The following is a 25,683-nucleotide window of genomic DNA, read 5'->3' on the forward strand; positions in this document are numbered from 1 at the left end:
GGCGCCTTCGGCGTCGCTGCGCGATCTTCGACCCTTGACCCACACCACCGCGACCAGGGAAGGATCGCAGCTATTCCGGAGCCGCTCACCCGAGTAGTCGCACGCGCGGGATGTGATCACGGGAGTGGACCGTGGTGAGGTGCCGGCTGAGTCTTTCCGGAAGTAAATCTGCGGATAGCGACCAGAAAGTTCCGGAAAGACGGCGGCGGCCGTGGCCGGCGCCCGCCGTGGCCGGCGCATCGAGTCGTGGCGAGTGGTTCGGGCCGGGATATCGAGTCGTGGATATCGGCGAAATTCGCCGCCGATTCCTGACCCGGATCCACGACTCGATCACCTGAACCCGGCTCACAACTCCCCGCGGGATCCCGAGACCGCGATGACCACATCGGCGGCACCCGCTGCCACCACCACGCGCTCGCACACACGACCTGAGCGCACAACAGCCACCTGGGCGCCCGCCGAAGGCGGCAAACGGACCAGCCGCCGCGAAGCGCTGTCCGCATCAACCCATACATCCGACACAAGAGCCGGATATCCGTTCCTGTTGTGGGTTCTCCTCTGGTATGCGAGGGGAGAACCCACAACAGCAGGGGTTATCCGGCTCGTGTTGGGGCGGGTGGGCGTGGGGCCGGGTGGTGGGAGGGTGGCGGGAGGGTGGCGGGGCGTGGGCGGGGCGTGGGGCGGGGCTGGGTGGTGGGTCAGGACTGGCTGAGGTGTTTTTCCAGTGGGGAGCGGAAGCGCGGGGTGACTCGGACGCCGGCTAGCCAGGTGGTCCAGCGGGCGGCCTCTGTTTCGACCAGTTGTCGTGTGTCCGTGCCGACGTCTTCCAGGAGTTGGTAGCGGACCTCGCCGGATTCGGGCTGTCCCCAGCCGCCGACGATGCGGCCGTCTGCCCAGATGGTCGGGCCGACGTTGCCGGTGGTGTCGAACAGCTTCGCCTTGTGAGCGCCCAGGTACCAGTCGCGCTCCTTCCACCCCATCGGCGTCGGGTCCAGCCCGGGCAGGAACGCAACCCACGGCTCCACCGGAATCTCTGGCGCCTCGTCCCCAGGCAGCACATACCCAACCTGCCCGTCGAGATCGACCGCCACCGCCTCGACCGCCGCCAGCGACTTCTTCGTCTGACCGGCGGTCCACCCCGCCCACCACTGCAGGTCCGCCGCCGTCCCCGGTCCGAACGACGACAACCACGCCCGCGCCAGCATCACCCGCGCCTCGTCGGCCACCAGCCGATCACCGAACCCACCCGGCAGCCAGTCCTCGGCCGGTGACCACTGGTGCTGACCGCTCAGCCACGTCCCCAACGGCCGCCCGCGCACGATCCGCCCCTCGACAGCCAACTGGAACAACACCCGGCTCGTCACGTACGGCGCCGCCGCGTACGCCTTCCCCTCCGACATGTTCAGCCTGGTCCGAAGCCGTGGCTCGTCGGCTGACAACTCCTGCGCCGTCGCGGACCCTCGCAACGCCAGCGCGGTCGCCGTCGACTCCTCGACCGTCCGCAGCCACAACCCCGCCGCCTCGAGATCCGCACCGATCCCAGCCTCGGTCAGGTGCCTGGCCAGCAACTTCCGCTGCTTGACCGCGATGTCGTCCGCACATGCGGACTGCACGATCGGCGCGAACGGCGTCGGTACGACGAACACCGTCCGGCGCATCCCCAACATCCGGATCAGCGTGCGATCGTCGTACAGCGCACGCTCTGTGCCCGCGACGTCACTGCCCGGTACCCGGGCGGCGACGCTCAGGTGAACCGTGGCCGGATCGGTGGCGTGCAACGCGACCATCGCCGCGGCCGCCTCGACCGGGTCGGCCGCCTGGCAGCCCACCCCGAGCCGATGCCTCCGCCCGAGCCGCGCCCGCCGTTCCTCGACGCCGATCCGCACCATCTGCCACCCTTCGCGCTTCCTTGCGACACTCGGTTTTACCATCACGTTCCGACACCGTTGTCCGCAGAGACTCCCCGCGGGGCGTGGGCGACGGCCTGGAACCGGCTAGGCTCCTGGGTATGTACTGGTTGTTGCTCTTCCTCGCTGTGGTGGCGGTGTGGCTCCTGGTCCTCGCCCTGCTCGCGAAGAAGTTGTGGGGCCAGGGCAAGGCGCTGACACGTGAGTTGGTCGCCGCCCAGTCCAAGCTGGAGGCTGCCCAGTCCGCGGCCGGGTCTGGACAGACCCCCCGCGACGAGCACGCCCCGGCGTAGTATTCGGCCCACGAACTCAGCGTTGAGCCACGAGTAGATGTTTGTGAAAGGGAGATCGACATGACACCGCTCCTCGGTATGCCCCAAGGTGCAGAGTGGCTCGTCATCCTCGCGATCGTCGTGCTGCTGTTCGGTTCGGCCAAGCTGCCGGCCCTGGTGAAGCAACTCGGCAAGTCGAAGAAGATCTGGGAAGAAGAGATCGGCCCCAAGAAGAAGGACGGGGAGCTGACCGAAGGCACCCAGGCGGTCCAGGCCCCGGTCCAGCAGGCCCAGCCGCAGGCGGCCCAGCAGCCGAACCAGGTGAACGGCCAGGCGCCGGGCGACAACCTGCCGCCGACCCACACGGCCAACTGAGCCGAGTGCTACGCCGGTGTCAATGGTGAGACTGTGTCCTTGATGAAGATGGGCAGGCGCAAGGAAAAGAAAGAGCGCCCGCCGAAGGACGAAGAGGGTCGGATGACCCTGCGCGAGCACATCGTCGAGCTCCGCAACAGGTTGCTCATCGGCGTGCTCGCGATCGTGGTCTGCACGGTGCTGGGCTGGATCTTCTACAACGACGCCTTCAAGTTCCTGACCCAGCCGTTCCACACCAGCGTCGGCGACCTGGCCCGGGAGCAGGGCAAGGAACCGATCCTCACGTTCCCCGGCGTCGGTGACGCGCTCACCTTCCGGATCAAGATTTCCGCGCTGTTCGGCCTCGTGCTCGCCAGCCCGGTCTGGCTCTACCAGCTCTGGGCGTTCGTCGCGCCGGGCCTGCACCGCAACGAGCGCAAGTGGGCCTACATCTTCTCCGGGATCGCGGCGCCGCTGTTTGCCGGCGGTATGGCCGTGGCGTACTGGACGCTGCCCAAGGGCATCGCGATCCTGATCAGCTTCACCCCGCTCGACATCCAGAACCTGATCGAGCTCCCGACGTACCTGGACTTCGTCATCCGCACGATGCTGGTCTTCGGTGTCGCGTTCCTGATCCCGCTGGTCGTCGTGCTGCTGAACATGGTCGGCGTGGTGCCGGCGAAGGCGCTGAGCAAGTTCCGGCCGTACATCATCCTGGTGATCTTCGTCTTCGCCGCGGTCGCGACGCCGTCGGGTGACCCGTTCACGATGTGCCTGCTGGCGATCCCGATGTGCCTGCTGTTCTTCGCGGCCGAAGTGATCGCGCGGATCAACGACAAGCGTCGCGGCGTCCGCCAAGAAGAGCTGCTGAGCGACTGATGTCACGGAAGATCGCGCTGGTGGTCAACCCCTCCAGCGGACGAGGCCTGGGCGCGCGGCTGGCACCTGTGGTGCGTGAGCGGCTCGCGGCCGCCGGACTGAGCGTCGACGTGCACTCCACCACGTGCGCCGAGGACGTCGGCCGGATCTCCGCCGAGGTGGTCGCCTCCGGTGCGGACGCGGTCGCGCTGATCGGTGGCGACGGCACGATCCATCTCGGCGCGCAGGTGCTGGCCAGGTCCGGCATGCCGTTCGGCGTGATCCCGGCCGGTACCGGCAACGATTTCGCCCGCGGCATCGGCGTACCGCTGAAGGATCCGGCCGCGGCGGCCGACCTGATCGTGCGCGGCAAGACCCGCACGATCGACCTCGCGGTCGCCGTGCTCGATTCCGGCGACGAGTTCATCACCACCGTCGTGGCCGGCGGCTTCGACTCCCTGGTCAACAAGCGGGCGAACGCGATGAGCTGGCCGAAGGGCAACTCCCGCTACACGGTCGCCACGCTAGCCGAGCTGCGCACCTTCAAACCCCTCGAGTACGTCGTGACCGTGGACGGCACCGTGATCGAGACCGCGGCCATGCTGGTCGCCGTCGGCACGGGACCGACGTACGGGGGCGGCCTGCAGATCTGCGCCGGTGCCGAGATCGACGACGGGCTGCTCGACGTCACGATCATCGAGACGGTCTCCCGGCTGACCCTGCTGCAGATGTTCCCCAAGCTGTCCAAGGGGACGCACGTGGGCCACCCGGCGGTGCGCACCCTGCGCGGCAGCTCGGTCCGGATCGAGTCGCCCGGCATCACCGCGTACGGCGACGGTGAGCCGCTCGGCCCACTCCCGGTCGACGTCACCATCGCCCCCGGCGCCCTCACCGTCTTCGCCTGAGCCTGAGGTCCAGCACTCAAGGGCCGGCACTCAAGGGCCGGCACTCAAGGTCCAGCAGCCGGAGGCCGGCCGAACAGAACGGTCGGTCCAGGGCCTGGACAGAACGATCGGTCCGCTGGTTCCGTCTGGCGGGGCTGTTGCGGGCTGAGACGGAACCTTCGCACTCCGAATTTTTCTCACCTCTGGCTGTGACGAACATTGTCTGATAGGAAAGCTTCCTAACAGTCACTCTCGGAACGCCCACCGGAGGAGATCATGCCGACCCGCCCCACCCGCAGGACCACGCTCCTGCTCGGACTGAGCCTCGCGGCCGCCCCGGCGACCGCCTACGCCGCCACCCGTTTCGCGCCGCACGCCGACGCCGCGGTCACGGCGGTCGGACTCGACGATCCCGCGAAGAAGGAGATCGCGATGAAGATCGTCTGCAGCGCGGAGAACTCCTCGCTGGACTGGAAGGCGCAGTACAAGTACATCGAGGACATCGACGACGGCCGCGGCTACACCGCGGGCATCATCGGGTTCTGCTCGGGTACCGGCGACATGCTCGAGCTCGTCGAGCTGTACGCCAACCGCAAGCCCAACAACGTGCTGCAGAAGTACCTGCCGGCCTTGCGCCGGGTGAACGGCAGCGACTCGCACTCAGGCCTCGACCCGAACTACCCGAAGGACTGGGCCACGGCCGCGAAGGACACCGTGTTCCAGCAGGCCCAGAACGACGAGCGCGACCGCGTCTACTTCAACCCCGCGGTGTCGCAGGGTAAGTCGGACGGGATCCGTGCGCTCGGTCAGTTCTGCTACTACGACGCCATCGTCATGCACGGCCCCGGCACCGACTCCACCAGCTTCGGTGGGATCCGCAAGCGCGCGCTGGGGAAGGCCAAGCCGCCGTCGCAGGGTGGCAACGAGACAACCTGGCTCAACGCCTTCCTTGACGCCCGCGTCTGGGCTATGAAGCAGGAGGAGGCCCACAGCGACACGAGCCGCGTCGACACCGCTCAGCGCGTCTTCCTCCGCAACGGCAACTTCGACCTGAACACCCCGCTCGACTGGAAGGTCTACGGCGACCCGTACCACATCGGCTAAGCACCTGGACCGGACCCAGCCGGACTCCCACCACCCACCAGGGGAGGGAGCCCGGCTGTTTCCTGTTCAGGAAGCCGCGTGGTCGGCGCGGTTCGTGCGCTCGTCGAGCTCGGCGCGCTGGCGAAGCATCGAGACCATGGTGGCGAGCCGTTCGAGGCTGTCCGCCGGGAGGACCGAGCCCAGCCAGGTGCTGAGCTCGGACTCGACGGTCGGGGTGGCCGCGGCCAGGAGCGCGGCGCCGGCCGGGGTGACCTCGACGAGCGAGGAGCGGCGGTCGTCCGGATTCGCCGTACGGCGACAGCGGCCGGCCGCCTCAAGTCGGTCGACGGCCTTGCTGGTGGCGCCGACCGTGATGGCCATCTCGTGGGCCAGGTCGTAGACCCGCGTGGTCCCCTGCGCGGCGATGAACCGAAGGAACTCGAACTGCCCGAGCGGTAGCTGGTGCTCGGCCTTGAGCCGGGTGTCGAGCACGTTGTAGAGCCGCGTTTCGAGCCGGACCAGGTCGGTGAACAATGATGTGAGATCAGTCACAGGCCGGTCCAAAGGTCGAGGGAATTAGATTCCAGGGAATGTAGTTGGAGGGAAGTAGCTTCCTTGGAATCAATGATCGCATACACGACTGGGGTGAACCATGAGCCACGAACAACGCGCCGGTGCCCGTGACCTGCTGGAGAAAGGCGAGGTCGGCCGCACGGTGGCCGAGCAGCGCGCCGGGTTCGACGCCGGATTCGCCGAGCGTCCGCTCGGCACCGACATCACGCTCGCCGAACGAACGCTGGGTGGGGTGCCGGCCCTCGACGTCCGAGTCGACGGCGCCCACGGCAACGGCGTGATGCTGTACCTCCACGGCGGCGGGTACGTCGTCGGTTCCGCCCGCACCGGCGCCAACCTCGCCGCCCCGCTCGCGCGCCGGACCGGCCTGCCGGCGGTGTCGCTGGACTACCGCCTCGCCCCGGAGCATCCCTTCCCCGCGGGCGTGCACGACGCGTTGGCGGCGTACCGGGAGCTTGTCGACAGCGGTCAGAACGTCGTGATCGCAGGGGATTCGGCCGGTGGCGGCCTCACGATCGCCACACTGCTCGCAGCCCGCGCGGAAGGGCTGCCGCAGCCGGCCGCAGCCGTCCTGTTCTCCCCGTGGGTCGACCTCGCGCTGACCGGCCCCAGCATGGACAGCCGGGGTGACTTCGACCCGCTCTTCAACCGGGCGTTGATGACCGAGTACGCCGACAAGTACCTGAACGGCGCCGACCCGCACAACGAACTGGCCAGTCCGGTGTTCGCCGATCTGAGCGTCCTGCCACCGCTGCTGGTCCAGGTCGGGTCGGCCGAAGTCCTGCTCGACGATGCGTTGCGGCTCGTCGCCCGTGCGGCCGAGCAGGAGGTCGACGTCAGCCTGGATGTGATCGCCGGAGCTCCGCACGTGTTCCAGTACTTCGCCGGCTTCCTCCCGGAGGCCGACGAAGCCCTGGATCGTGCGGCCACCTTCATCACCCAGCGGCTTGGTTCCAGAAGCCGCAGTGATGCAACTGCTGCAAGTTGACCCGACTGACACCACCCAACTGGAGAGACTGCGTCGTCACGCCGGTGGGACCGTGGAACCGGTCCCACTTCGGCAGACCCGGACCGTTCGGGTCGCCGGACCGCGCGAAGTTGGTCCAGTACTCGAGCATCTGCTTCGACAGCGCGGTCTGCGCCGGGTTGAGCGGCGCGAGGGTGCCGAAGTTGAAGAGGTACGGCAGCTCCGCCGAGTGATACGCCTGCGGGACGTAACCCGCCGGGAAGTACACGTACGGCGGAGCAGTCCGATCCGCGAACGAGAACGTGTAGACCGGCGTATGCCGAGCCATCGACGTACTGCTGGTCACCGACGGGCAGACCCAGCCACGGTCGGTCGTGACCGCGTTCCACGCGTGAATCGGCGAGTCGTACGCCGACAGCGGGTACTCCTTCTCAACCGCGGCAGCCTCGGGGCCGAAGCTCTTCGCCAGATTCTCCCGGTACGCCGCCGGCGTCATCGTCCCGCCGAGTTCGTACAGCCAGCCGAAGTACCCCTGCTCGTCGCGGGTGTTGCCCTCCATCACGGGCACCCGGTTGAAGGCCCCGATCTTCAAGGCCTTCCGAGGCTCGATCGGCAACAGCGGAGTGCCGTAGCCGGCCGTCGTGAAGGTCTCGGTCAGCTTCTGCAGCGTGAAGGTGTCCACCCTGCGCAGGCACTCCAGGTCCGAGCAGCCGAGCGTCTGGCCGGCCGCTTTGCCCCTGGCCTGGATCTCCGACCGCGGCGCCCACCATTGCTTGGCCGGGCTGTCCGGATAGTTCACGTTGAACGGGTAGTTCATCTCGCACGAGCCACTCTCGACGATCGCGCGATCCATCATCGGCCGGGCGATCGGGGAGGCGATCTGTGCGCAGGTGGACAGCCCACCTGCGGATTCGCCGAGCACGGTCACGTTGTTCGGGTCGCCGCCGAAGGCGCGCGCATTGCGTTGCACCCAACGCATTGCCTCCTGCTGGTCGGCGAGGCCGAAGGTGCCGGAGTTCGTCAACCCGGGATAGCCGAAGAACCCGAGCGTCGCCAGCCGGTAGTTGATCGACACCACCACAACGTTGCCGGTCTGCGACAGCCACGCGCCGTCGTAGTCGCTGCCGTTGCCGGCGCCCCACCCGCCACCGTGGATCCACAGCATCACCGGACGCGGCTTGCCCGTGCTGTCAGGCGTAGTGACGTTCAGGTAGAGGCAGTCCTCGGCGGACCCGGGGATCAAGGCGGTGCCGTCGACGTTGAGCTGGGCACAGCTGGCGCCGGGCTTGCCGGCGTCGCGGACGCCGGACCACGCCGCCGCGGGTTGTGGCATCGCGAAGCGTCGTTCACCGACAGGGGGAGCGGCGTACGGGATCCCCTGGAAGACCTTGGACGGTCCTTCGCTGACACCGCGCACCAGACCCTTGTCGGTTCGTACGACGGTGCCGTCCGATGGCCGGTCAGATGACTCGGCGGCGGTGGAGATCGCCGTGATCCCGAGCGTCAGAGCGACGGCTGAGGTGATGGCCACCGCAGCGCGTCGAATACCTTTCGTAGTCATACCTGCACCCTAGGCAGCGGGCTCCGCAGGTGGATCAACCTTTGGTATCGCCTGGCGCGAGGTTGGCGCAGGGTGGGTGGAGGGTGGGCGGAGGGTGGTTTTGGGGGTGGCGTCGAATAGATTGGGGGCATGAGTACCCCGTCCGAGAGATATGCAACGTTCCGCTCGGACCAGGAGCACCCGGCGGTGAGGGAGTTCCGGGGGTTGTACGACTTTCGTCTGGACGACTTCCAGCTGCGTGCCTGCGCCGCGCTCGAGGACGGCCACCAGGTCCTGGTCGCCGCGCCCACCGGCTCGGGGAAGACGCTGGTCGGTGAGTTCGCCGTCCACCTCGCCCTGCAGCGCGGGCAGAAGTGTTTCTACACGACCCCGATCAAAGCCCTGAGCAACCAGAAGTACGCCGACCTCGTCAGCCGGTACGGCGCTGACAAGGTCGGACTGCTCACCGGCGACAACTCGGTCAACTCCGAGGCCCCGATCGTCGTCATGACGACCGAGGTCCTGCGCAACATGCTGTACGCCGGATCCCAGACACTGCTCGGTCTTTCGTACGTCGTGATGGACGAGGTGCACTACCTTGCCGACCGGGCCCGTGGCGCGGTCTGGGAGGAGGTGCTGATCCACCTGCCGGACTCGGTCTCGGTGGTGTCGTTGTCCGCGACTGTGAGCAACGCCGAGGAGTTCGGCGACTGGCTGGAGACCGTCCGCGGCAACACGGTCGTCGTGCTGGAGGAGAAGCGGCCGGTGCCGCTGTTCCAGCACGTGATGGTCGGCAAGCGGCTGCACGATCTGTTCGCCGGGGAGACTCCGACGGCCGGCGCCGGCGTCCAGGCGCAGTTCGGTCCGTCGGCCGGCCGGCCGAATCGCTCGGGGAACCCGGCGAAGGCAGCCGGCAAGGGCGGCTCGGCCACGGACCTGCGCGACCTGGTCAACCCGCAGCTGGTCCGGATCGCCCGCGACGACAACCGGATCTTCCGCGACGACTCGCGCAAACCCCGTCGGCGCAGGGACCTGCCGAAGGGACGGCCGGCCCGGAGCCACTTCACGCCGTACCGGTCCGACGTGGTCGAGGAGCTGGATGCCGGCGCGTTGCTGCCGGCGATCTACTTCATCTTTTCTCGCAAGGGTTGCGAGGACGCGATGATGCAGTGCCTGCGGTCCGGGCTGCGGCTGACGAAGCCGTCCGAGCGGGACGAGATCAAGCGCGTGCTCGCCGAGCGGACCGCCGACCTGCCGGACGAGGACCTCGGCGTGCTCGGGTACCACGACTTCGCCGAGGCGTTGAGTCGTGGCATCGCGGCGCACCACGCCGGTCTGCTGGCGGCGTTCAAGGAGGTCGTCGAGGAGCTGTTCGCGCGCGGGCTGATCAAGGTCGTGTTCGCGACGGAGACGCTTGCCCTGGGCATCAACATGCCGGCGCGGACCGTCGTACTGGAGAAGCTGTCGAAGTGGAACGGCGAAGCGCACGTCGACATCACCCCGGGGGAGTACACCCAGCTGACCGGGCGGGCCGGGCGTCGTGGCATCGACGTCGAGGGGCATGCGGTCGTGTTGTGGCAGCCCGGGTTCGATCCGCGGGCGGTGGCCGGGCTGGCGTCGACGCGTACGTATCCGCTGCGCTCGTCGTTCTCCCCGTCGTACAACATGGCCGTCAACCTGGTTCGCCAGGTGGGGCGGACCAGGGCGCGCGACATGCTCGAGCTGTCGTTCGCGCAGTTCCAGTCCGATCAGGCCGTGGTCGGGCTGGCGCGGCAGGTGCAGCGCAACACCGAGGCGCTCGAGGGGTACAAGCAGTCCATCGACTGTCACCTCGGCGACTTCCTCGAGTACGCCGATCTGCGCCGGCGGATCGGGGAGCGCGAGGCGTCCGGCTCGAAGCGACGCAAGCTGGATCGCCGGGTCGAGGCGCAGGAGTCGATCGAGAAGCTGCGCATCGGTGACATCATCCGGATCCCGGCCGGACGGAGTGCGGGCTGGGCGCTGGTGCTCGACCCGGGTATGCGTTCGGAGCGAGAAGGTCCGCGGCCGACCGTGCTCACGCTCGATCGGCAGGTGCGGAAGCTGTCGATGATCGACTTCCCCACGCCGGTCGAGGCGATCAGCACGATGCGGATCCCGAAGAAGTTCAACCCGCGTAACCCGCAGCAGCGGCGCGAGCTGGCGCAGGTCCTGCGCACGCGCACCGATCTGCTCGGCGAGGACGGTCCGCCGTCCCGCAGCCGCAACGGCGATGTCATCACGCACGCCGACGACCCGGAGCTGCAGGAGATGCGGGCGCAGCTGCGTGCGCACCCGTGTCACGGCTGCTCGGATCGCGAGGACCACGCCCGCTGGGCCGAGCGGTACTTCCGGCTCGACCGGGAGAACCGCGACGTACAGCGCAAGATCGAGCAGCGGACGAACACGATCGCCCGCCAGTTCGACCGGGTCTGCCAGGTCCTCGACGCGTTGCACTATCTGGACGGCGACAAGACGACCGAGGCCGGCGACCGGCTGTCGCGGATCTACACCGAGCTCGATCTGGTCGCCGCCGAGTGCCTTCGGCAAGGAGTCTTCGACGACCTCTCGGTCCCGGACCTCGCCGCCTGCCTGGCCGCATTGGTCTACGAGGCGCGGTCGAAGGACGAGCCGACGTCACCACGGTTGCCGCGCGGCGACGTACGGCTGGCGCTGGAGAAGATGGGCGTCATCTGGCGCGAGCTGTCCGCGCTCGAGCGGGACATGCGGGTGGACTTCCTGCGGTCGATGGACCTCGGGTTCTGCTGGCCCGCGTTCCGGTGGGCGTCGGGTGCTTCGCTGGCGGAGGTGCTGTACGAGTCCGATCTCGCGGCCGGTGATTTCGTCCGTTGGGTGAAGCAACTGATCGACCTGACCGAGCAGGTCGCCGACGCCGCTGGACCGACCCCGTTGCGCAGTACGGCGCGAGCCGTCGTCGACGAGATCCGTCGCGGCGTCATCTCGTACGCATCGGTCGTCGATTAGACCTCTCCACCTCCCAACCCCTGTCGTTGATTAGACCTCTTCGGCTGTAAGAATCCTTCCGCTACGCCCCTCTGCCCAGTAAGACTTGAAGGAGGCCCCATCCGTGGAGTTGACGCGCCGGAATCTTGGCAAGCTCGCAGTCGCCACCGGGGCGGTCGCGGCCGCCGGCACCGGAGTCGGTACGGCGCTGAGCCGTTCGGCCGATGCCGCCGCGACGTGGAAGACCACCGGTACCGCAGTGACCGCCCTGGCCGGCTTCGACAATCAGATGAAGGCGTTCATGCAGGCCCGCGGCATCACTGGCGGCCAGCTCGCGGTGACGTACAAGGGTCGCCTGGTTCTTGCCCGCGGCTACAGCACCTCCACCGCGTTGACCGTCCAGCCCACGTCGCTGTTCCGGGTCGCCAGCCTGACGAAGTCCTTCACCGCCGCGGCGATCCTGAAGCTCGTCCAGGACGGCAAGCTCGACCTGGCCACGCCGGTCGTCAACCTCCTCGGCATCACTCCGGCCACCGGACTGACCAGGGATCCGCGCTGGTCGACGATCACGATGTGGAAGGTGCTGCAGCACCTCGGCGGCTGGGACCGCGATGTCTCCGGTGACCCGCTGGCCAAGGACGCGATCATCTCCCGGACCCTCGGCGTACCGATGGAGCTGCAGCACGCCGACGTGATCAAGTACATGGCCGGGCAGAAGCTGGACTTCAACCCTGGCACCAAGGTGGCGTACTCGAACTTCGGCTATCTGCTGGCCGGCCGAGTGATCGAGAAGCTCAGCGGCCTGCCGTACGCGACGTACGTGCAGCAGAAGTTGCTCACCCCGCTGAAGATCACCCGGATGGCGCAGGGCTACACGATCGCGAAGCACGCCGGTGAGACGTCGTACGAGTCGCAGTACAGTGCGCCGACCGTGCTGGACATGTCGGGGAAGACCGTGGCAGCGCCGTACGGCACGTTCAGCATGCGGTTGCACGACGCGAACGGCGGCTGGATCGCGAGCGCTCCTGACCTGGTCCGCTGGGCGAAGATGTTCGATGCCCCGGGCAACGTTCTGAACAGCACGTCGCTCGGCCGCGTCTGGTCGAAGCCGTCGACCGGTGTGAACTCCGAGGGCTGGTACTACGGTCTCGGCTGGCAGGTCCGTCCCGTCACCACCGGCGGTACCGGCCGCAACACCTGGCACACCGGCAGTTTGCCCGGCACGTTCACCATCGTCGTCCGCACCTACAACGGCATGAGCTGGGCCGCGCTGTTCAACCGCCGCGACGACCCGTCCGGGAAGTCGTACGGCGACATCGACGCCGCGCTGTGGACAGCCGCCAACGGCGTCAAGACCTGGCCAACGAAGGACCTGTTCCCGCAGTACTTCGCCTGATTCCCTGGGGTTTGCGCGCAGACGCAAACCTCGTCAGGTTGGTCTGTCGCCCGTCTAGCGTCGCGAGTGCGACCTGCCGCTCGGTAGGCGCGACTCTGGGGAGACATCATGCGACGCAAGATTCTGGCAGCGGCCGGTGCACTGCTGATGCTGTGCACCGCCGCCGCAACCGCGCCGACCGCACAGGCCGTCGACAGCACTCACTTCAGCCCGATGTCCGACATCCTGTGGCCCACGACCTCGCCGGCCGTGCCCAACGGCTACATCGAGCCGGGCCGGACTGTCGGGTGCGGGTCAGGGCACGCCTGCGTCGCCGTGCCTTATGGCGAAGGGCTCTGGGCGTTCGACTTCTACAACTACGGGTCCTACTCGACGTACAAATGGACCGGAACCGGAACGATCATGAACGTGCAGACCGGCAACGCCGCCATCCGGTACGACGATGCACGCGGCCGCCAGCTCGGCTGCATCCCCGCCGACGGGCGGAACCACTCCGTCTATCTGAACCCGGTCTACCGCATCCGCCTCACCGCGACTCCTTGCTAACAGCATCCAGCTTTTTAGACATAAACAAAAAGCTAGGCCTGGACCGGAGGTCGCTCTCACCATCGTTGCTGTGACCCGCCACATCCAGTGGCAGGCACCAACTCTGGGGAGAACGAATGAAACGCAAACTTCTCGCGGCCGCCGGTGTGCTGGCGGCCGTGTGTGCTGGGATCACGACCGTTCCGACCGCACAAGCGGCGAATCTGGTGGAGTACTCACAGACGAAACAGGCCGACGGTAGCGTTCTGATCAAGGTCGCCGATGGTTCGGTGCCGTTGCCTCGTACGGTCGCAGCCGTGCCGACGACCTCGCCAGTTGTCTGGCACCGGTTCCTCGGGCCGGGGCAGAGTGACTACTGCGAGGAGCTCTATGCCTGCGCCGTCGTCCCCTACAGCAATGGAGCCTACGTCTTCAAGTTCAAGGATTACCGGGGATATTCGGTGAGCAATTGGTTCGGCCAAGGCGTCTTCATCAACCACCAAACGCAGAACGCCGGCGCCCGGTACGACAATGCCAGCGGTACCCAGCTCGCCTGCGTACCCGCGGGCTGGAACTACGACGCCAACTGGACCCCGGTCTGGCGGATCCGTCTGAGCGCCGCTCCTTGCTGATGGCAACCATCGCGCCGGGAGGAACGATGATCCGCTCCGCAACTGCGGCAATCGCGGCAACTGCGCTAGTGCTGTCGGGCGATGCGACAGCGCAAGCCGTGCCGGCCGAGCCGTCTGCGTCGGCCAGGCCCAGCGTCGTCGTTGCACTGCCGTCGACGTCGCCAAGTGTGACGCGCGAATACATCCCACCAGGTCGGGCCAAGGTGTGCCCGACAGCGTACGCGTGCGCGAGCGTGCCGGCCGGGGACGGCGGGTGGTATGCGTTCAGTTTTACCAGGTATGCGACGTACTCGCTGTACTCCTGGACAGGGCAGGGCACGGCGGTGAGTCGGCAGACCGGCGGGGCGGCTTTCCGGTGGTACGACGTCAACGGGCGCCAGCTCGGCTGTCTGCGGCCGAACGAGCGTAAGGACATCAACTGGAGCCCTGTGTGGAGTATTCGGTTGACCGAATCTCCTTGCTGATGGCAACTATCGCGGACGAGCAGTGGCGTGCTGACTCAATCAGGGGAAGTCAGCACGCCACTGGGATTCTCCCCTCTGATCAGGGTTTGTGCACGCTTTTCGGGCCTGGCCGAAACCTTTGACCTGGTTGGATGGCGGCTCTTAACGTCCTGGGTGTGACCTGCCGTGTCGGGCGGTGGGCGCAGTCTCTGGGGAGGAAGAGTGTCCGGAAAACGTAACGTTCTCGCGGCTGCTGGTGTGTTGATGAGTCTGCTCGCGGTCGGGGCGACCGCATCCACGGCCCAGGCATCGACAGCAGAGCCGGATGGGACGCGGGTGACGCAGTCGGTTGAACCAGACGGGACGCGGGTGACTCAGGTTCGCGCCGATGGGGCCGTTGAGGTTGGCGTTGTCGCGGGCTCGGCGTCGTCGCGCTCGATTGCCGCGATCCCGTCGACGTCGCCGGCTGTCGAGCACGTCTTCATCACAGGTAGCCAGACCACGACCTGCAACGTCGGCTATGCGTGTGCCGCCGTGCCCTACGGCAACGGTACGTACGTCTTCAAGTTCGTGCACTACGACGGCTACTCCGTGAGCTACTGGGGAGGCCTCGGCTACTTCGTGAACAACCAGACCGGCAACGCGGGCGCCAGGTACGACAACCAGAACGGCTCGGAGCGCGGTTGCGTCCCGGCCGGGATCATCCGCTACAACCTGGACTGGGGCCCGGTGTACCGAATCAGGCTCACCGCGGCGGCCTGCTGAGCATCTAGAACATCAGCGCACGAAAGTGCGGCGTGCTGACCTGCGGCTCACCGGCCATGTAGGTCAGCACGTCGCGCATCGCGTTGATCGTGCCGTCCCCGAATCGCGTGCGGAGCTTGCGCTCATAGGCCTGGTGGAACTTCCGGGCCGCCGCGAGCGCCGCCTCACCGCGCGGCGTGAGGTGTAACAGCCGCGCCCGGGCATCGGTGGGGTCCGGGCGGCGTTCGACATACCCCCGGCGTTCCATGTCGTCGGCCAGCTGGCTCGCGCCCTGTTTGGTGATCTCGAGCCGTTCGGCCAGGCTGCTGATTGTGGTCGGCGCGGCGCCGAGCGTCCGCAGGACGAAGCCGTCCGACCGGCCCTGGTCGTCGAACCCGAGGCCGGCGAGGTGCTCCCGCAGCCCGCGGACGAACTCCTGGTCGGCCAGCACCAACAAGATCCCGAAATCCGGCTTGCCCGATCGCGTCATGGCAGCCATGATAGTCAAGTCAACTTGGTCAAGTTGACTTGACTATCTAGGAGGGGAACACCATGCAGGTCACCCGCGCGGCCGAGGCGCCGCGCTTCCACCTACCCGGTACCGAGTTCGCTGTCGTGGCGGCGCCGAGCCGCGGTTCGGCCGGTCTGTGCACGTGGAAGCTCACCGTCGAGCCCGGTCACCGCACCGACGAGCCGCACACGATCGACCGGGACGAGGTCTTCTACGTGCTCAGCGGCACGGTCCAGGTCACCCCGGACGGCGACAAGCTCGCGGCCGGCGATGGGGTCGTCGTCAACGCCGGCGAGCCGATCGCTCTCACCAACCTGGGCGAGAACGCCGCCGAGTTGTACGTAGCGATCACCGCCGGCTTCACCGGCACCATGGCCGACGGCACCACAGTCCAGCCGCCGTGGGCTCAGTAGCTCAACACCGCCGGATCGGTGTGCTGTACGTCGTCTTGCTCGCGGTGGCGACGTAGTAGTCGGTGACGTAGCTGCCGTCGGTCAGCCGGTCCCACACGGCCGTCGTACCGACCTTGCTGCCAGGACGCTGGCAGGTGACCCAGGCCAGCGAGCCGATCCGCAACAAGCCCGGGTACCCGGCGTACGACGCACTCGGGCCATGTCGCCGCCGCAGGTTGTCGATGGTCGTCTGGAACGGATAACTGCAGCCAGGAATCGGTGCGCTGTATCCGGTCTTGTTAGGCGTCCTGACGTAGTAGTCCGGCACGTAGGTCCCGTCGACCAGCTTGTCCCACACTGAAGTGGTGCCGATCTTCGGTCCGGACGTTTGGCACGCGACTCGCACGGTCGCGTTGGCAGGGATCGTCGATTTGATCGGATACGTGCCGGACGGTCCGCTGTAGCTGTGGACGGCCTTCCTGACCGTGTACCAGTACGGAACGGACGCGACCGGCCCGTCGAACCGGTCAGTGTCGATGTTGAGCGTGACCCCGCCGTACATCTCGGTGTGGTCGCCCTTGTACTGCTTGCCGCGCTGGCCGACCGCCCAGAACGCATCGGGGATGGTCGCCCAGCCGGTCAGTGCACTACTGCCGTCCCACCGAGCGATCCAGAGCGCGTCCGGTCGGGCGTACGACGGGGACTTGTAGGCGTCGGCCAGGTCACGTGCGCCAGAGCTCAGGTTTGCGTACACACCGGACAGGTACGAGAGCCGGTGCACCTCCCGCGTCCAGGCGGACAGGTAGTGCAGTACGGCGGAACGGCAGGTGGCATTGGTCCTGTCGTAGTTCTCCATGTCGTTGTAGATCGCACTACCCGGGATGATGCCCAGCGCCTTTGCCTTGGCAACGGCGTCGTCGGCATCACGCACTCCCTCGCGGTTGGAGGACGTGGTCGACATCCTGTACTTCCGCGTCCCGCATGGCGCCTGCAACCCGAGGTAGATCGGCACCAGCCGCCAGCCCAGCGCGGTGACTTCTCTGACCCAGCTGGCCGTGAGCTGTGGTTGGGCACAGCTCCGATTCACCCCGCCCACGTAGATGCCGATCGCCTTGTACGGCGAGGCCTTCCACGCGGTCATCTGAGCCAGCGTTGGCGCCGTACACGTATCGAAAGCCAGCCCGGTGAACCGCGTGGCCGTCGTACCGGACACATAGGTCAGCGGAGTAGTCGGCTCCGCCACAGCCATCGGACTGACCAGCAACATCGCCGCACTCGCCACAGCAACCTTGAGCATTACGACCTTGAGCATCTGCCCACCCCCACCTCCAAGTACACGCTCACCCCCCGGCGAACGCCAGACCTCGGAAGATCACCGCCAGCGTCCGCCGACGGAGGTCTTCGGGCCAGGCGCTCTGCTGAGCCGTCTGTGCCGCTGCGGTCAGCAGACCCATCACCTCGTCAACGCGGACATCGGAGCGCACCTCACCGGCCTGTTGGGCCTGGTCCAGCAGTCGCGCGACCTCATCGGTCAGTCCGCGCAGCGCATCACTGACGTCCAACCGGGGCCCCGCGAGCGCTGTGACGACGGTCCGCGTCCGGACTGCCTTGTCGACGACCGCGGTGATGAAATCGAAGAGCGTCGATCCGGCGGCGAACTCGACCAGCTCCTGCAGCGACTGCTTCATGATCGCGGTCAGCAGGGCGTCCTTGGTCGGGAAGTGCCGGAACACTGTGCCCACCGCGACTCCGGCCCGGATCGCCACCTGCTCGGTGGTCGCCGTCGGTCCGAGCTCGGCGAACGTCTCGGTCGCGGCAGCGAGGATCGCGGCTCGGTTGCGCAGCGCGTCGGCGCGGGTGGTCATTTCTCCTCCGGGGTAGAAAACTGAGTGGCGACTCACTATAGTCGGCTGAAACCTGAGTGGTGACTCATCTTCTGGAGGAAGACATGTCCGAGCTGCATGCGGTGATCGATCAGATGGGCGCGGCCTGGACCGGTGAAGCCGGTGGCTTCGACGGCTTGCTGGCCGAGGATGTGGTCATCGAGGAGCCGTTCGCTGTCGGTGGGGCGCGGCGTTGGGTCGGGCGGGAGGAGTGGCTGGCGTTCGCGGAGCCGGCCCGGGCCGGTCTCCCGATCCGGCTCGACGCGTTCACCGTGCTCGCGGTCCACGAGACGAGCGATCCAGAGGTCGCAGTGGTCGAGTACGAGTTGGGTGGGGAGATCGCGTCCACCGGGCATCGCGGGTCGGCGCGGTTCATCGGCGTCCTGCGCGTCGTGCAGGGGCGGATCGCAGGGTGGCGCGAGTACCAGAACACCGCTGCGATCCAGCAGGCGTTAGGTTGAGGGCATCGTCGATGTGGAGGGTCGGATGCCTGAGATCGTGGAAGTTGACGAACGTCCGTATGTCGCGCTGCGCGGGAAGGTCGCGATGAACGAGATCAGTGCGTTCGCGGACCGGATGGGCGAGGTGATCGACTGGCTCGCCGCCCGGGAGATTGCCCCGAACGACGCGCCGTTCTTCAAGTACGACGTGGTCGACATGGAAGCCGGGTTGGTGATGGAGATCGGCTTCCCGGTCGACGACGTACACCCCGGTGAGGGTGAGATCGTCACCGGCGTACTCCCGGCCGGCCGCTACGCGAGCACGAACTACCACGGCCACCCCGACGGCCTGGTCGACGCCACCGCGGACCTGCTCGCGTGGGCCGCCGCCGAGGGGCTGGAGTTCGACGCCGACGGCGACCGCTGGACCGCCCGCCTGGAGATCTACAAGTCCGACCCGCGCGAGGTCCCCGATATGGCCGACTGGGACACCGAACTCCAGTTCAAACTGAAGGACTGACCCTCACCGCCGCCGCAGGGTGGCGTCGAGCAGCGCGGGCGGGGTGTCGATCTTCTCGTGCGCGGCCAGATCGATGCCCGGGGCAACGATTGCGTCGATCGCGTCGAGAAGGTCGGGAGACAGGACGGTGTCGGCCGCGGCCAGTTGGGACTCCAGGTGGTCGAGGGTCCGCGGGCCGATCAAGGCGCTGGTAACGGCCGGATGCGCGGTCACGAAACCCAAAGCGAGCTGGATCAGGCTGAGCCCGGCCTCGTCGGCAACCTTCACCAACTGCTCGACCGCGTCGAGCCTGGCCTGGTTGTAGGCGAACGAGGTGTCGAACCGCTCCGGCAGCTTCGCCGCACGGTTCGTGGTGATCTCGCGGCCCGCGCGGACCGCGCCCGACAGCCATCCCGACGCCAGCGGGCTCCATACGAGCACGCCCATCCCGTACTGCGCGGTGACCGGCAGCACGTGGCTCTCGACGCCGCGCTGCAGGATCGAATAGCTCAGCTGCTCGGTGACATAGCGGCCGAGATGGTGCTCGCGGGCCGCCCACTGTGCCTGCACGATCCGGTACGCCGGGAACGTCGACGACCCGAAGTACCTGATCTTCCCCGCCCGTTGCAGGTCGGTCAGGGCCGACAACGTCTCCTCGTCGCTGGTGGTCGGGTCCCAGCGATGAATCTGGTACAGGTCGACGTGGTCGACGCCGAGCCGGCGGAGGCTGTTGTCGAGGGCGGTGACCAGCCAGCGGCGTGAACTGCCTCGATGGTTGCGCTCGTCGCCGATCGGCAGGGTCGCCTTCGTCGCGAGGACGAGGTCGTCACGGCGACCGGCGATCGCCTTCCCGACGAACTCCTCGGACTCACCGGCGCCGTAGAAGTCGGCGGTGTCGATCAGGTTGATCCCGGCGTCGAGCGCGGCGTCGACGATCGCGGTCGCGTCGTCCTGGGTGGTGTTGGCTCTGGCGCCGAAGTTCATCGCGCCGAGTGCGAGCGTGCTGACTTGTACTCCGGTGGTGCCGAGGCTGCGGTACTGCATGAGTTCGATCCTCCTGGCATGATGGTCAATGCGGAACGATGTTCCGGAATCGACAATACGGAACGTTGTTCCGGTTATCAAGAGGAGTGCTTCAGTGAGCCCGGACCAGGCCAGAGCGCAGCGCGCCGACGCCCGGCGGAACGCGGAGAACCTGCTCGACGCGGCCGCGGCGGTCTTTGTCGCGTCCGGTGTGGACGCACCGGTCCGCGAGATCGCGGCCCGGGCCGGCGTCGGCACCGGCACGATCTACCGCCACTATCCGACCCGCGCCGACCTGATCATCGCCGTCTACCGGCACCAGGTCGACGCCTGCGCCGAGGCGGGACCACGGTTGCTCGCGACCACCACCTCGCCGTACGAGGCGCTCAGGCAATGGATCGACCTGTACGTCGACTTCGTCGCCACCAAGCACGGCCTGGCCGCCATCCTGCAACCCGGCCAGCCCGGCGTCGAAACCCTCGCCACCTACTTCCTGGGCCGCCTCGTCCCCGTCTGCACCGACCTCCTGACCGCCGCCGCCGAGGCCAACGAGATCCGCCCCGACATCAAGGCCTACGAACTCATGCGCGGCGTAGGCAACCTGTGCATCGGCGGCGACCCGAACTACGACGCCCGCCGCCTGGTCGCCCTACTCGTCGCGGGTCTCAAGCAATAGCCGGGCGCGCGGCGGCCGGCTTCAGGAGGTTTCGGAGGGTGCGGGCTGCGGTGAAGCCGGCTCGGTTGGCGCCGATGGTGCTGGCTGAGGGGCCGTAGCCGACCAGGTGGATGTGTGGGTCGAGGGCGGTCGCGGTGCCGTTCATGCGGATGCCGCCGGACGGCTCGCGTAAGTGGAGGGGTGCGAGGTGGGCGAGGTCGGCGCGGAAGCCGGTGGCCCAGAGGATCGCGTCGACGTGCTCGACGCGACCGTCGGCCCACTCGACACCGTCCGGGGTGATGCGGCTGAACATCGGCAGCCGCGTGTACACCCCGCGCTCCAACGCGGCCTGCTCCTGCTCCCGCAGATGCAGTCCGGTCACGCTCACGACGCTCTGCGGCGGCAGTCCGGCGCGGACGCGTTCCTCCACGCGGGCAACGACCTGCCGGCCGTACTCGGGGTTGAAGTCCTCACCAGTCCGCCACTCCGGCGGTCGCCGCGTCACCCAGGTAGTGGAAGCCACCTCGGAGAGCTCAGCTAGCAGTTGGACCGCGGACGCACCGCCTCCGACCACCAGCACGTGTTGCCCGGCGAACTCGGCCGCACCGCGGTAGTCGGCAGTATGCACCTGCCGCCCACGGAAGGTCTCGATCCCTGGGTACCAAGGAATGAACGGCCGATCCCACGTCCCAGTCGCATTCACCAGCGCCGCCGCTTCGTATGTCTCACCATCGGACTCGATCGAGAACCCACCGTCGACGGCATGCACGCTGGTCACGGCAACGGGCCGCAACACCGGCAGCTCGAACCGCTTCTCGTAGTCCGCGAAGTAGGCCGGGACGAACTCGTTCGCCCGTTCGGAGTCGGCACTCGGTGGCACCGGCACTCCCGGCAGGTTCGCGATCCCGTGTACGTCGTGCATGGTCAGCGAGTCCCACCGATGCTGCCAGGCTCCACCCGCGGCCAGATTCCGGTCGAGTACGACGACCTCGTCGTACGGCGTGAATCCCAGCCGGACCAGGTGATACGCGGCCGACAACCCGGCCTGACCGGCGCCGATCACCACGACTTCGAGCATTTCATCCACAACGCTTCTCGACGGACCGGTCTTCCCACGACTAGGGCTTCGGCAAGAAAGGTCGGGGTTGTCACTGTCTCGAGTCGACCGGTTCGGTGGCGGGGCGGGGCGGCGGCGGCCGCCGTAGGTGGTGGGTGGGGTGGTCAGGGGGTGTCCCGTTGCGGCCCCGGGCCCCCGTGCGGAGTTGGCCTATTTGATGGGTAGACCCCTGGAATTGGTGGTTATTGACCCTGATGAGGGTGTGCATCCCACGATTTCAGGGGTCTGCCCATGAAATTCGCTCCGCCGGCGCCGGCGCCGGCGCCGGGCCGGGGTGGCTGGTTCGTCGCGGTAGCCCTGACTGCTGTGCCACTCCGTCGTTACAACTTCAGCGTTTCTTGGCGCGCGACTAGTTTGAGTGGCATGGATCTCACCACGGCGTACGGGTTCCGGATGGACTGGATCGTCAGCTTCGTCGCGGTCGCGCGCCACGGCGGGTTCTCGGCGGCCGGGAAGGCGGTGTTCCGGGGTCAGTCCCGGATCAGCGAACATGTCGCCGAGCTCGAGCGTGCCCTCGGCGTACAACTGTTCGACCGCAGCGCCCATCCCGCCCGCCTCACGCCGGAGGGCCGGGCGCTCGTCCCGCATGCCGAGGAGATCCTCGACCGCCTCAGCAACCTGACCTCAGCCGGGGGAGCGGTCCGCTTCGGCGCGTACCCGAGCGCGGCCGCGTGGCTCTTCCCGCAGGTCGTACGCCGGTTGCCCGCCGACCTCACGCTGTCACTCGTCGAGGGCCCGAGCCTGGAGCTGGAAGGTGCTCTGCTCCGCGGCGACATCGATCTGGCGATCCGGCCCGTCCTCCCGCTGGTTGCCGCCGAATCACTCCAGCACGAGGTCCTCTGGCGCGAACCCCTGGTCGCCGTCTTCGCCGAAGCCCACCCGCTCGCCGCGGCCGAATCCGTCAGCCTGCAGCAACTCGTCGGCTGGCCCTTGATCTCGATCGGCGAGACCGACGGACCACGCCAGTTCGAATCACACCTGGCCTTCGCATCCGCCGGTCTGAACCCGGAGTCCGCGTTCCGGACCAACCAGCCGCAGACCCTGCTGTCGTTGGTTCGCCACGGCCTCGGCGTTGGCGTCACCAATGAACTCGCGGTCACCACCGCGAACCTCACCGGCGTACGGCTCGTCCCGATCCACGACGCCGGCGTCGACCGGCAGGTCGCGCTGTTCAGTCACCGCACGCGGCCGCGGTCGCCGGCCCTCGACCGGGTGATCGCGACGATCCGCGCCATCACCGAATGAGACAGTCACCGAATGAAGACAGTCACCGAATGAACTGGTCCACGTAGTCGGCACCCAGCCCGTTCGCGCCGTAGTGGTCCCGGCAGAGCTGGATCTTGGTGAACGTGTCCTCGTAGCCGATCTGGTTGCCGTCGTCATCGACATAGATCATCGCCCCCGAGATGTTGAAGAACGTGATCATCTCGGTGCAGTCCTCCGGCACCCGGAGCGTGTGGATCTCACCCGGCGGTTCGTAGACGAACGAGCCGGTCTCGGCGACCCAGTCGTGTTCGTCGTACTGCCATTTGCCCTTGATGACGTAGCCGAAGACCGCGCTCGGGTGGCGGTGCCGCGACACGATGCCGGACCGGGTCACCTTGAGCAGGTTGCACCACTGCCCGGTGATCGTGTTCAGCATCAGCGGCCGGAACCACACGTCCGGCGCCTGCTGCACCCACAGCCGGTCGTCGTCCGGGACAGCCGGTACGGCGATCTCGGCCGGCACTCCTGCTGAAATCGGGATCATCCACAGCTCCTTCACATACTCAAGTAGCCGCCGTCGACGGGCAGGACGGCGCCGGTGACGAAGCCCGCGTCCGGGCCGGTGAGGAACGCGATCGCCGCGGCGACCTCGACGGGCGTGCCCCAGCGGGCCATCGGCGTACGGGACAGGATTCGGTCGGAGGCAGCCGGATCGGCTTGGAGATCGGCGGTCAGGTCGGTCGCGATCCAGCCGGGCGCGACCGCGTTCACCCGGATCCCGTCGGCGGCCCATGCGACCGCCAGCGACTTGGTCAGCTGCACGATCCCGCCCTTGGAGGCGCTGTACGCCGGAACGAGCGGACCACCGAAGTAGCTCAGCATCGACGCGACATTGACGACACAGCCGCGGCTCGCGGCGAGGAGGTCGTGCGCGGCCTCGGCCGACCGCATTGCGCCGGTCAGGTTGATCTCGACGACCTCTCGGAACACGTCCGGCCGGTGCTCGTCGCCGCGCCGGATGATCCCGGCGGCGTTCACCAGTACGTCGAGCTGGTCGAGCTGGGCGATCAGCTCCTCAAGAGCATCCGGATCGCGGAGATCGAGCTCTACCTCGGACGGTCCGGCCTTGAGCCCCGCAGCGACGACCTGCAGTCCGTCCGCGGTCAGTCGCCGTACGGCGGCCGCACCGATGCCGCTAGTGCCTCCGACGACGAGCGCGGTGCGGGCTGCCATGTCTGGATGGTGCTCGGCCAGGACTGCTGTGAGCAAGCAAGACCCGGATGGCGGATAGCTGCCATCCGGGTCTCCTGCTGACAGTCGCGGAGGTCAGTCGCGGCTGCGATCGATGCGGCCGTGGTAGCGCTGGCCGGCTAGGCCACCGATCAGTGCGGCGAGCAGCGTGACCACAATGGCCACACCGAGCACCACGAGCCCGCCGGTGGTCAGGGTGTGCTGTCCGATCGACAGGGACGGAAGGTCGACCCGGTCGAGTACGTCGTACTGCGAACCGGCCACTCCGGCGATTCCGGCCACTACCAGCGTCACCACGACGCCGATCAGCCAGACGCCGAGGCCTTGCCGTCCGCCGTCGAAGCGAGCGAGCCGACCGGCCACGTACCCGCCGTTGTAATAGGCGATCGCCAGGACGAGCACCAGGACCGCACCGGACACGAGACCGATCGTGCCTGCGTCAGACCTGGCCGCGGTCCAGTCGATCGTGGTCGCGTAGTCGACGCCTGCCGCCACCGCACTGATGATGCCGGTCAGCAGTGCGGTCAGGCCGATCGCGACCAGCCAGCCGAAGAACGCTGCGCCGCCCTTGAAACCCCGGTACGCCGGATCCACCTCAGCGGCGGCCGAAGTCCGGACGTCCGCGCGGTGCGTCGGTGGGGCCACTTGTTCGTGCTCTGCGCGCTCAATCCGCTCGGGTTCCGGTTCAGCGCGCTTCGTTGTGATGTCGTCGCTGTGCTGCTGGACCATGGTCGGTTCTCCTCACCAGACTGACCCCGTGCGCCCGTCCGGTACCCGCTGAGACGCCAACCATGCGTGACGACCTAACGACAACTAGTCCAGCAGGCGGTCGATCTTGTCGTGGTACCGCTTGCCGGTCTTGCCACCCAGGATTGCCGCACCGAGTGTCAGCAGCAGGAGCGCCGCCGCGGCGATCGCGCCACCCAGGGTGAGGGTGTTGTCGGTGAGATTGACGTTCGGACGGTCCAGATCGGCGAGTACGTCGTACTGGTGGTTGACGAACGCTCCGACGCCGGCCGCGATGACCGCGATCAGGAGCGAGATCATCCAGACACCGAAGCCGTTCCGCCCACCGTCGAAGCGTGCGAGCCGACCGGCCACGTATCCGCCGATGTAGTAGGCCAGGGCGAGCATGAGGACCGAAACGGCCGCAGCGGTGATGGCTGCCGCGCCGGGGTCGGCCTCGGCGTCACTGCGGGAGTAGTCCAGGATCTCCGCCGTACCGAAGGCAGCCGCAGAGACCGCCGCCAGCAGCAGGACCGACATGGCGACTGCGATCAGCCAGCCGAAGAACGCCGCACCGAACTTGAAGCCGCGGTACGACAGCAGCTCCGGGTCGACCTCGGGCTCGTCGACCGTTGTGACACCCGTAGCCGGTTGATTCGGCTCGACGGCCACATTGCTCATGGCGAGGGCGGCGGCCGCCCGGGCTTCTTCGTACCGCTGCGTCGGGCTCGTCTCGGCGGTGGGCATGGCGGCCGTGGCCTCCCCGTACTGAGTGCCGTACTGCTGACTCATGTCCGCTGTTCTCCTCACTGGTCCGCCT

General features: G+C 67.5%; 29 protein-coding genes. 17 read left to right on the plus strand and 12 right to left on the minus strand.

Annotated elements, in window-relative coordinates:
• Positions 1 to 698 precede the first annotated feature (698 nt).
• Positions 699 to 1,889: a winged helix DNA-binding domain-containing protein gene (locus tag ACWF4Z_RS06595; RefSeq protein ID WP_452241948.1), complete on the minus strand. Its 1,191-nt coding sequence runs from the start codon at positions 1,887 to 1,889 to the stop codon at positions 699 to 701.
• A gap of 119 nt (positions 1,890 to 2,008) precedes the next feature.
• Between ACWF4Z_RS06595 and ACWF4Z_RS06600 the strand changes: the two genes are divergently transcribed.
• The 5 genes from ACWF4Z_RS06600 to ACWF4Z_RS06620 all read left to right on the plus strand — a co-directional run bounded on the left by ACWF4Z_RS06600 (position 2,009) and on the right by ACWF4Z_RS06620 (position 5,379).
• A complete protein-coding gene (locus ACWF4Z_RS06600; protein WP_452241949.1) occupies positions 2,009 to 2,200 on the plus strand; it encodes a hypothetical protein in 192 nt (63 codons plus the stop codon).
• A 60-nt stretch (positions 2,201 to 2,260) separates the two neighbouring features.
• Entirely contained in the window at positions 2,261 to 2,554 is a 294-nt protein-coding gene (locus ACWF4Z_RS06605) for a twin-arginine translocase TatA/TatE family subunit (protein WP_452241950.1), read from the plus strand.
• Positions 2,555 to 2,656: 102 nt separating this feature from the next.
• On the plus strand, positions 2,657 to 3,412 hold the full coding sequence (gene tatC, locus ACWF4Z_RS06610) for a twin-arginine translocase subunit TatC (protein WP_452241951.1): 756 nt from the start codon (positions 2,657 to 2,659) through the stop codon (positions 3,410 to 3,412).
• A complete protein-coding gene (locus ACWF4Z_RS06615; RefSeq protein ID WP_452241952.1) occupies positions 3,412 to 4,296 on the plus strand; it encodes a diacylglycerol/lipid kinase family protein in 885 nt (294 codons plus the stop codon). The genes tatC and ACWF4Z_RS06615 overlap by 1 nt, the downstream gene beginning before the upstream one ends.
• Positions 4,297 to 4,551: 255 nt before the next feature.
• Positions 4,552 to 5,379, plus strand: a complete 828-nt coding sequence (locus ACWF4Z_RS06620; protein ID WP_452241953.1) for a chitosanase — start codon at positions 4,552 to 4,554, stop codon at positions 5,377 to 5,379.
• A gap of 66 nt (positions 5,380 to 5,445) precedes the next feature.
• Here ACWF4Z_RS06620 and ACWF4Z_RS06625 read toward each other — a convergent pair whose 3' ends face one another.
• Positions 5,446 to 5,910 carry a MarR family winged helix-turn-helix transcriptional regulator gene (locus ACWF4Z_RS06625; protein ID WP_452241954.1) on the minus strand — a complete coding sequence of 155 codons (465 nt, stop codon included), beginning with the start codon at positions 5,908 to 5,910 and terminating at the stop codon, positions 5,446 to 5,448.
• A 100-nt stretch (positions 5,911 to 6,010) separates the two neighbouring features.
• Between ACWF4Z_RS06625 and ACWF4Z_RS06630 the strand changes: the two genes are divergently transcribed.
• On the plus strand, positions 6,011 to 6,919 hold the full coding sequence (locus tag ACWF4Z_RS06630) for an alpha/beta hydrolase (RefSeq protein WP_452241955.1): 909 nt from the start codon (positions 6,011 to 6,013) through the stop codon (positions 6,917 to 6,919).
• Here the strand turns inward: ACWF4Z_RS06630 and ACWF4Z_RS06635 are convergent.
• The gene (locus ACWF4Z_RS06635) at positions 6,867 to 8,459 is read right to left on the minus strand and encodes a carboxylesterase/lipase family protein (protein ID WP_452241956.1); all 1,593 of its coding nucleotides are present in this window, start codon (positions 8,457 to 8,459) and stop codon (positions 6,867 to 6,869) included. The genes ACWF4Z_RS06630 and ACWF4Z_RS06635 overlap by 53 nt on opposite strands.
• A 129-nt stretch (positions 8,460 to 8,588) precedes the next feature.
• Here ACWF4Z_RS06635 and ACWF4Z_RS06640 point away from each other — a divergent pair, with 129 nt between their 5' ends.
• The 6 genes from ACWF4Z_RS06640 (at position 8,589) to ACWF4Z_RS06665 (ending at position 15,181) form a co-directional block, all read left to right on the plus strand.
• On the plus strand, positions 8,589 to 11,441 hold the full coding sequence (locus tag ACWF4Z_RS06640; protein ID WP_452241957.1) for a DEAD/DEAH box helicase: 2,853 nt from the start codon (positions 8,589 to 8,591) through the stop codon (positions 11,439 to 11,441).
• A gap of 103 nt (positions 11,442 to 11,544) precedes the next feature.
• On the plus strand, positions 11,545 to 12,816 hold the full coding sequence (locus ACWF4Z_RS06645; RefSeq protein WP_452241958.1) for a serine hydrolase domain-containing protein: 1,272 nt from the start codon (positions 11,545 to 11,547) through the stop codon (positions 12,814 to 12,816).
• Between the two features lie 108 nt (positions 12,817 to 12,924).
• A complete protein-coding gene (locus tag ACWF4Z_RS06650) occupies positions 12,925 to 13,362 on the plus strand; it encodes a hypothetical protein (RefSeq protein WP_452241959.1) in 438 nt (145 codons plus the stop codon).
• Positions 13,363 to 13,478: 116 nt separating this feature from the next.
• Complete coding sequence (locus ACWF4Z_RS06655) at positions 13,479 to 13,973, plus strand: hypothetical protein (protein ID WP_452241960.1); 495 nt, start codon at positions 13,479 to 13,481, stop codon at positions 13,971 to 13,973.
• A gap of 26 nt (positions 13,974 to 13,999) precedes the next feature.
• Positions 14,000 to 14,437: a hypothetical protein gene (locus tag ACWF4Z_RS06660; protein WP_452241961.1), complete on the plus strand. Its 438-nt coding sequence runs from the start codon at positions 14,000 to 14,002 to the stop codon at positions 14,435 to 14,437.
• Positions 14,438 to 14,638: 201 nt separating this feature from the next.
• On the plus strand, positions 14,639 to 15,181 hold the full coding sequence (locus ACWF4Z_RS06665) for a hypothetical protein (protein ID WP_452241962.1): 543 nt from the start codon (positions 14,639 to 14,641) through the stop codon (positions 15,179 to 15,181).
• A gap of 4 nt (positions 15,182 to 15,185) precedes the next feature.
• Here the strand turns inward: ACWF4Z_RS06665 and ACWF4Z_RS06670 are convergent, their stop codons facing one another.
• Entirely contained in the window at positions 15,186 to 15,650 is a 465-nt protein-coding gene (locus ACWF4Z_RS06670) for a MarR family winged helix-turn-helix transcriptional regulator (RefSeq protein WP_452241963.1), read from the minus strand.
• A gap of 62 nt (positions 15,651 to 15,712) precedes the next feature.
• Between ACWF4Z_RS06670 and ACWF4Z_RS06675 the strand changes: the two genes are divergently transcribed.
• Positions 15,713 to 16,084, plus strand: a complete 372-nt coding sequence (locus tag ACWF4Z_RS06675) for a cupin domain-containing protein (protein ID WP_452241964.1) — start codon at positions 15,713 to 15,715, stop codon at positions 16,082 to 16,084.
• Position 16,085: 1 nt separating this feature from the next.
• On the opposite strand, the gene ACWF4Z_RS06680 is transcribed toward ACWF4Z_RS06675, so the two are convergent.
• Complete coding sequence (locus tag ACWF4Z_RS06680) at positions 16,086 to 17,375, minus strand: glycoside hydrolase domain-containing protein (RefSeq protein WP_452241965.1); 1,290 nt, start codon at positions 17,373 to 17,375, stop codon at positions 16,086 to 16,088.
• A 28-nt stretch (positions 17,376 to 17,403) separates the two neighbouring features.
• Positions 17,404 to 17,928 (minus strand): SbtR family transcriptional regulator, encoded by a 525-nt coding sequence (locus tag ACWF4Z_RS06685; protein ID WP_452241966.1) that lies wholly within the window; start codon positions 17,926 to 17,928, stop codon positions 17,404 to 17,406.
• A gap of 83 nt (positions 17,929 to 18,011) precedes the next feature.
• Here ACWF4Z_RS06685 and ACWF4Z_RS06690 point away from each other — a divergent pair, with 83 nt between their 5' ends.
• Together ACWF4Z_RS06690 and ACWF4Z_RS06695 are read left to right on the plus strand one after the other, a co-directional pair.
• The gene (locus ACWF4Z_RS06690) at positions 18,012 to 18,407 is read left to right on the plus strand and encodes a nuclear transport factor 2 family protein (RefSeq protein ID WP_452241967.1); all 396 of its coding nucleotides are present in this window, start codon (positions 18,012 to 18,014) and stop codon (positions 18,405 to 18,407) included.
• Between the two features lie 25 nt (positions 18,408 to 18,432).
• Entirely contained in the window at positions 18,433 to 18,906 is a 474-nt protein-coding gene (locus ACWF4Z_RS06695; RefSeq protein ID WP_452241968.1) for a GyrI-like domain-containing protein, read from the plus strand.
• A gap of 3 nt (positions 18,907 to 18,909) precedes the next feature.
• On the opposite strand, the gene ACWF4Z_RS06700 is transcribed toward ACWF4Z_RS06695, so the two are convergent.
• Positions 18,910 to 19,929: an aldo/keto reductase gene (locus ACWF4Z_RS06700; protein ID WP_452241969.1), complete on the minus strand. Its 1,020-nt coding sequence runs from the start codon at positions 19,927 to 19,929 to the stop codon at positions 18,910 to 18,912.
• A 94-nt stretch (positions 19,930 to 20,023) separates the two neighbouring features.
• On the opposite strand from ACWF4Z_RS06700, the gene ACWF4Z_RS06705 reads away from it, so the two are divergent.
• On the plus strand, positions 20,024 to 20,584 hold the full coding sequence (locus ACWF4Z_RS06705) for a TetR/AcrR family transcriptional regulator (RefSeq protein WP_452241970.1): 561 nt from the start codon (positions 20,024 to 20,026) through the stop codon (positions 20,582 to 20,584).
• Here ACWF4Z_RS06705 and ACWF4Z_RS06710 read toward each other — a convergent pair.
• Positions 20,574 to 21,641 (minus strand): FAD-dependent oxidoreductase, encoded by a 1,068-nt coding sequence (locus ACWF4Z_RS06710; RefSeq protein ID WP_452241971.1) that lies wholly within the window; start codon positions 21,639 to 21,641, stop codon positions 20,574 to 20,576. The genes ACWF4Z_RS06705 and ACWF4Z_RS06710 overlap by 11 nt on opposite strands.
• Positions 21,642 to 22,043: 402 nt before the next feature.
• On the opposite strand from ACWF4Z_RS06710, the gene ACWF4Z_RS06715 reads away from it, so the two are divergent.
• Complete coding sequence (locus tag ACWF4Z_RS06715) at positions 22,044 to 22,925, plus strand: LysR family transcriptional regulator (protein WP_452241972.1); 882 nt, start codon at positions 22,044 to 22,046, stop codon at positions 22,923 to 22,925.
• A gap of 22 nt (positions 22,926 to 22,947) precedes the next feature.
• Here the strand turns inward: ACWF4Z_RS06715 and ACWF4Z_RS06720 are convergent, their stop codons facing one another.
• From ACWF4Z_RS06720 to ACWF4Z_RS06735, 4 genes are all read right to left on the minus strand, one after another.
• A complete protein-coding gene (locus tag ACWF4Z_RS06720; protein ID WP_452241973.1) occupies positions 22,948 to 23,430 on the minus strand; it encodes a 2,4'-dihydroxyacetophenone dioxygenase family protein in 483 nt (160 codons plus the stop codon).
• Positions 23,431 to 23,441: 11 nt separating this feature from the next.
• On the minus strand, positions 23,442 to 24,119 hold the full coding sequence (locus ACWF4Z_RS06725; protein WP_452241974.1) for an SDR family NAD(P)-dependent oxidoreductase: 678 nt from the start codon (positions 24,117 to 24,119) through the stop codon (positions 23,442 to 23,444).
• Between the two features lie 93 nt (positions 24,120 to 24,212).
• Entirely contained in the window at positions 24,213 to 24,866 is a 654-nt protein-coding gene (locus ACWF4Z_RS06730) for a hypothetical protein (protein ID WP_452241975.1), read from the minus strand.
• Positions 24,867 to 24,950: 84 nt separating this feature from the next.
• Entirely contained in the window at positions 24,951 to 25,655 is a 705-nt protein-coding gene (locus ACWF4Z_RS06735) for a hypothetical protein (RefSeq protein ID WP_452241976.1), read from the minus strand.
• Positions 25,656 to 25,683 lie beyond the last annotated feature (28 nt).

Source organism: Kribbella sp. NPDC055071 (genome assembly GCF_053608045.1).